The sequence below is a fragment of the uncultured Rothia sp. genome (genome assembly GCF_937976295.1).
Classification (GTDB): Bacteria; Actinomycetota; Actinomycetes; order Actinomycetales; family Micrococcaceae; genus Rothia.
Genome location: NZ_CALJRY010000203.1, coordinates 1 through 4,745, shown reverse-complemented (window position 1 = coordinate 4,745; position 4,745 = coordinate 1). Strand labels below are relative to the sequence as shown.

Genomic DNA, 4,745 nt, shown 5'->3' with positions numbered 1-4,745 from the left:
TCAAAATAGCGACCAAGAATTGCGATGAACACAATGAGCCTAGTTCACAGAAAAATGGCATGCCTAAAGGATCTATAGGCAGAGTAAAAGGAAAGCGACTACGCTCACCAGAACATCACGTGAACGAATCTTTCTCGGGTTACTGACTAATACGGGGCCGTCACTCCCAATGTAACCCGCGTCATATATAAAGCATCTCATGCAAACCACTCATAACTCGATACACAGACGCAACTTAAGGTAAAAAAGACAAAAACAAAATAAAACCACGGCAACATTTAGGCTTCCAGTCCCCCACTCCCACAGAAAAACAGGAAGAACCACCCAATAACATGTAACAAACTGTCACAAAAATGCGGGAGGGGCGACTCGCCATGACGGCGGGTCGCCCCTCCTTCTGTATCTGTCTGTATCTGCACGCCTGATTCGATGGCTTGTGATCAGTCCCAGCAGCCGGTCTAGAGTTCTTCCGGCGGCACCGACTCCAACCCAAAACGGCAGTGGCCGTCATAGTTCAGCGCCGCATCAATACGGTCCAGCATCCGCTCCGAAAGCAACGCACGCTCCGCCGGGTCAGACACATCCACCCAACGCACCTGCGAAGACTCCTCATCGTTGACCTTCGCCTCACCAGAAACCCAGCGGCACAAGAACGTATGATCCAAGAACTGGCAGCGGTCACCATTACCGAACTGCATCGGCGGGTCAGCCTTCACCTGCGCCAACTCCAGCACCTCAATCTGCACGTTCGCCTCCTCCTGCGCCTCACGCAGGCAGGTCAGTGCGGGGCTCTCCCCCGGGTCCACAATGCCCGTAATCGGGGTCCACGCCCCGTTATCGCTACGGCGTACCAGCAGCACCTTAGAATCCTGCTCACGGTACACCACAGCCGTCGCACCGGACAGCCACAGGTAATCCGAACCAATCCGCTCACGCAGCTTACGGATATAGGGAGGAGTAGGCATAACATCAACCTTTCAAAAGCCCCGGTAAGTCTACCGGGAAATAGGTGCTAGAGAGCAGAGCAAACAGCTGCGAGCCGCACGGAGAATGAACCATACGAGGAACGAGCCCGCCACTTAGCCGGACGGTCACCCCACTTCGGAATCTACCACAGAGAATACGCCGGAGCAGCCAACGCCACCAGCGCACCCAGAAGCATAAACGGGCCGAAGGCAATGCGGGTGCTACCACGCGCCTTCGTGAACAGCACCAGAGCCAAAGACATCAGCCCACCGGCAAGGAACGTCACCAGCGACGCCCACCCCAGGTTCGCCCAGGACAGGTACCCGAGCACGCCGCCCAGGATGCCGGCAAGCTTCACATCCCCGCGGCCCAGCGCGCCGAAAGACAGAATACGCAGAAGCCCGTAGCAGAACCACAGCACCAGACCGGCACCAATCACGCGCCAAATATCGGCGGGGCGGCCCGCAAAAAGCAAAGACACCGGCAGAGCCGTATAGGTGGCAATAGCTAGAGGAATCAGGATGCGGTGCGGCAGACGGTGCTCCCGCACGTCAATACGCCACAGTCGCAGGGCGCACCACAGAAAATACAGCAGGTAGCTGCCGAGCACCAGAGCGGCAATAACGGAGGCGCCGCCTGCGTTGTAGAGGCGGGAAAGCTCAGCGAGCATAGAACGTCCATTCTGTAATGCAGGAGGCAGTACTACCGGAGGCCGCTAGCCAAGGAACACACCAGCTGCGCTAGAGCACATAGGCGCTAGAGCATCATTTTCTAGGAACCGAAGCGACGGGAACGGTTAGCGTAGTCCCGCAGGGCACGCAGAAAATCAACGCGCGTGAAATCCGGCCACAGGGCACGGCAGAAATAAAACTCAGAATACGCGCTCTGCCAGGTCATGAAACCGGACAGGCGCTGCTCGCCCGAAGTGCGAATCAGCAGGTCCGGGTCGGGCATATCTGCGGTGTACAGGTGCGAAGAAATATCTTCCACGTTCAGCAAGTCCGCAATGTCCTCAAGGGAGGTCCCGTTCTCAGCGGCCTCACGCAGAACCGAGCGGACCGCGTCCACAATCTCCTGGCGACCGCCGTAGCCGACCGCAATGTTCACGCGAACGCCGGGCAGGTGCGCCGTCTGCTCAATCGCCCAGTCCAGACGCTCGTGCAGCTGGCGGGGAATCAGGTCAATATTGCCGATGGCGCGCACCGGACCGCAGGCGGACTCCACCAGACGCACCAGGAACGCATCAATCACAGCGACCAGACCGGTCAGCTCCTTCTCGGGGCGCTTCAAGTTCTCGGTAGAGAGCATGTACAGGCTCACCTGCGGAATCGACAGCTCAGTACACCACGCCAGAAAATCAATAATTCGCTCCGCACCGGCGGCGTGGCCCTCACGGGTGCTCAAGCCGCGCTGAGCCGCCCAGCGGCGGTTACCGTCCACCAACACCCCAATATGTGCCGGCAGGGATTCGGGGCTCAGCGAGCGCGCCAGAGCCTGCTCATAGACGGTAGGCTCAGTGACAGTGCCGGGGTTGCTGGCGTGGCCGTGCACAGTAATCACGGGCAGGGCGTTGGCGCTCATAGCTCATACCTCATTCGGCTGTCGTGGCAGATAATTCGGCGGGCTCATCACGAAAGAGCCCAAGCTCTTATTCTACGCCGCCGCGCCGTACCTTCGCGGCAATCGGCATCACGGTGGGGCTGAGAATCGGCTCAAAATTTGTGGTGGCGAGTAAGGTACGCAGTGGCGGCATTCGCGGTTGCGTGCAGGGCCGCACACATCGTGCGCCCCAGAACGAATGATGCCCTTCACCTACGACTCATATCGTGGGTGAAGGGCATCATTGTAACGCAGGGCGATGCGGCGCCCCATGCTAGATAACGTAGATGTTAGATAACGTAGTAGTCGCTCAGGCCCTCATCCAGGCTAGATTCGGGCAGCTGAACCTCAGCGTGCGAGGCAGCCAGCGTGTAGTCCTCCCAGGGCCAAATGTCCTTCAGCTGTTCGCTGGGAACGGCGAAGAACACACCGTTCGGGTCCACCTGCGAGGCATGCGCCCGCAGAGCCTGATCGCGCTGCTCAAAGTGATCGGTCACCAGGATGCGGGTCGTCGTCTCGTGGCGAGGCGCCTCCCCCGAGGTTGCGCGGTGCGCGATGTTCTCAATCCAGCCGCTCAGCAGGCTCTCACCGTGCGTATCGAGCAGATGCTCGTGCAGGGCGAGGGTGCGTTCGGGGTTGAAAGCGCGGTCGTAGTAGAGCTTCAGCGGGGTCCAGGGATCACCCTCACCCACGTACGCCTCGGGGTCGCCCGCCTTCTCAAAGGCTTCCACGGCGACCTTGTGGGTCATGATGTGGTCGGGGTGCGGGTAGCCGCCAATCTCGTCATAGGTGATGATGATGTGCGGGCGGTACTCACGCACCAGACGCACGAGCGGCGCGGCGGCACGGTCCAGGGGCATGGTGCCAAAGCTACCGAAGGGCAGAGGCGGCATGGGGTCACCCTCCGGCAGACCGGAGTCGAAGAAGCCAATCCAGCGGTGCTCAATACCCATAATCTCGCGGGCGGCCGCCATCTCAGCGCGGCGCAGACCCGGCAGGTCACGGTGCGCACGCGGACTATTAGCAATCTCCTCATTCAGGATGTCACCGCGCTCGCCGCCGGTCATCGTCGCCACCATGAAGCGGGCACCACGGGCAATATACGCCGAAGCGGTACCGGCACCCTTGGAGGACTCGTCGTCCGGGTGCGCGTGCACGGCAAGGATGCGCAGGCCGGTGTAGTCCTCATCCAGCGGTTTGATGGAGTCCACGGGAGGGTGAGTCGGCAGGTTTGCCTTCAGCTGTTCAATGGCTTCGCTCACGGTGGTCTCCTTTAGGTGATGCGCTAGGGGTGCGGATGATCTGTCTGTGAATCGCGAATGCGAGCGCTACGCGGCAGAAATTTTACGGTTGTAGCTTCTCGTATGATACCCAAGGATAGCGCCGGTGCACTAACGCAGATGACGCCGTGTGACGTCCTGAAACATACCGTCATATCAGCAGATTCACCGGCACGACACAGGCTGATGCCGGCAGAGTGTTCAGCTACCGGCGTGCATACCGACAAAGATGCGTTCAGAGGGGAAGATACGACCGGCGTAACAGCCGAAAATTCTCCGGTGCTCTAAAATAGGTCTGTTGATTCATTCCGTTACCGGCACCGCCGCGCATTGAACGCGGCACGCGGTAGCGGGTTTATTCGTTTCGCACCGGCAGAGCCGGCGCATAAGCAAAGGACACGCATGGCTGAAAACACCGGTGCATGGCTCACTCAGGACGCCTTCGACCGCCTCACCCAGGAGCTGGAGTACCTCTCCGGCCCGTACCGTCAGGAAATTATTGACCGCATCGCGCAGGCACGCGACGAGGGTGACCTCCGTGAGAACGGCGGCTACCACGCTGCACGTGACGAGCAGGCTAAGAACGAGGCTCGCATCAAGCAGCTCAAGCACCTGCTCGAAACCGCCCAGATTGGTGACGCCCCCGTTGACGACGGTGTGGTAAACCACGGTATGGTCATTGAGGCTGAGGTTGCAGGCCGCACCCTGAAGTTCTTGCTCGGCTCCCGCGAAATTGAGGACACCCTCCCGGCAGGCACCGACCTGAAGGTCTTCTCCGAGAAGTCTCCGCTGGGTGCCGCAATTATGGGCGCTAAGCAGGGTGACGAGGTTTCCTACACCGCACCGAACGGTAAGGAACTGAGCGCCAAGATTGTCTCCGTGACCCCCTACCAGGGCTAA

The 4,745-nt window shown here is 59.7% G+C and carries 5 protein-coding genes; 1 reads left to right on the top strand and 4 read right to left on the bottom strand.

Annotation, left to right across the window (positions count from 1 at the left end):
• Nucleotides 1-458: 458 nt before the first annotated feature.
• The 4 genes from Q0216_RS05615 to mca form a co-directional block, all read right to left on the bottom strand.
• Nucleotides 459-965: an NUDIX domain-containing protein gene (locus Q0216_RS05615; protein ID WP_049354996.1), complete on the bottom strand. Its 507-nt coding sequence runs from the start codon at nt 963-965 to the stop codon at nt 459-461.
• A 143-nt stretch (nt 966-1,108) separates the two neighbouring features.
• Nucleotides 1,109-1,636 carry a prepilin peptidase gene (locus Q0216_RS05610; RefSeq protein WP_298593620.1) on the bottom strand — a complete coding sequence of 176 codons (528 nt, stop codon included), beginning with the start codon at nt 1,634-1,636 and terminating at the stop codon, nt 1,109-1,111.
• A 101-nt stretch (nt 1,637-1,737) separates the two neighbouring features.
• Nucleotides 1,738-2,547, bottom strand: a complete 810-nt coding sequence (uppS, locus tag Q0216_RS05605; protein WP_298593618.1) for a polyprenyl diphosphate synthase — start codon at nt 2,545-2,547, stop codon at nt 1,738-1,740.
• A gap of 308 nt (nt 2,548-2,855) precedes the next feature.
• Nucleotides 2,856-3,827 carry a mycothiol conjugate amidase Mca gene (gene mca, locus Q0216_RS05600; RefSeq protein ID WP_298593615.1) on the bottom strand — a complete coding sequence of 324 codons (972 nt, stop codon included), beginning with the start codon at nt 3,825-3,827 and terminating at the stop codon, nt 2,856-2,858.
• A 420-nt stretch (nt 3,828-4,247) separates the two neighbouring features.
• On the opposite strand from mca, the gene greA reads away from it, so the two are divergent.
• A complete protein-coding gene (greA, locus tag Q0216_RS05595) occupies nt 4,248-4,745 on the top strand; it encodes a transcription elongation factor GreA (RefSeq protein WP_298593613.1) in 498 nt (165 codons plus the stop codon).

Coding starts and splice junctions, on each gene's coding strand:
- Q0216_RS05615 (WP_049354996.1), bottom strand. CDS start 965: ATGCCTACTCCTCCCTATATCCGTAAGCTGCGTGAGCGGATTGGTTCG.
- Q0216_RS05610 (WP_298593620.1), bottom strand. CDS start 1,636: ATGCTCGCTGAGCTTTCCCGCCTCTACAACGCAGGCGGCGCCTCCGTT.
- uppS (WP_298593618.1), bottom strand. CDS start 2,547: ATGAGCGCCAACGCCCTGCCCGTGATTACTGTGCACGGCCACGCCAGC.
- greA (WP_298593613.1), top strand. CDS start 4,248: ATGGCTGAAAACACCGGTGCATGGCTCACTCAGGACGCCTTCGACCGC.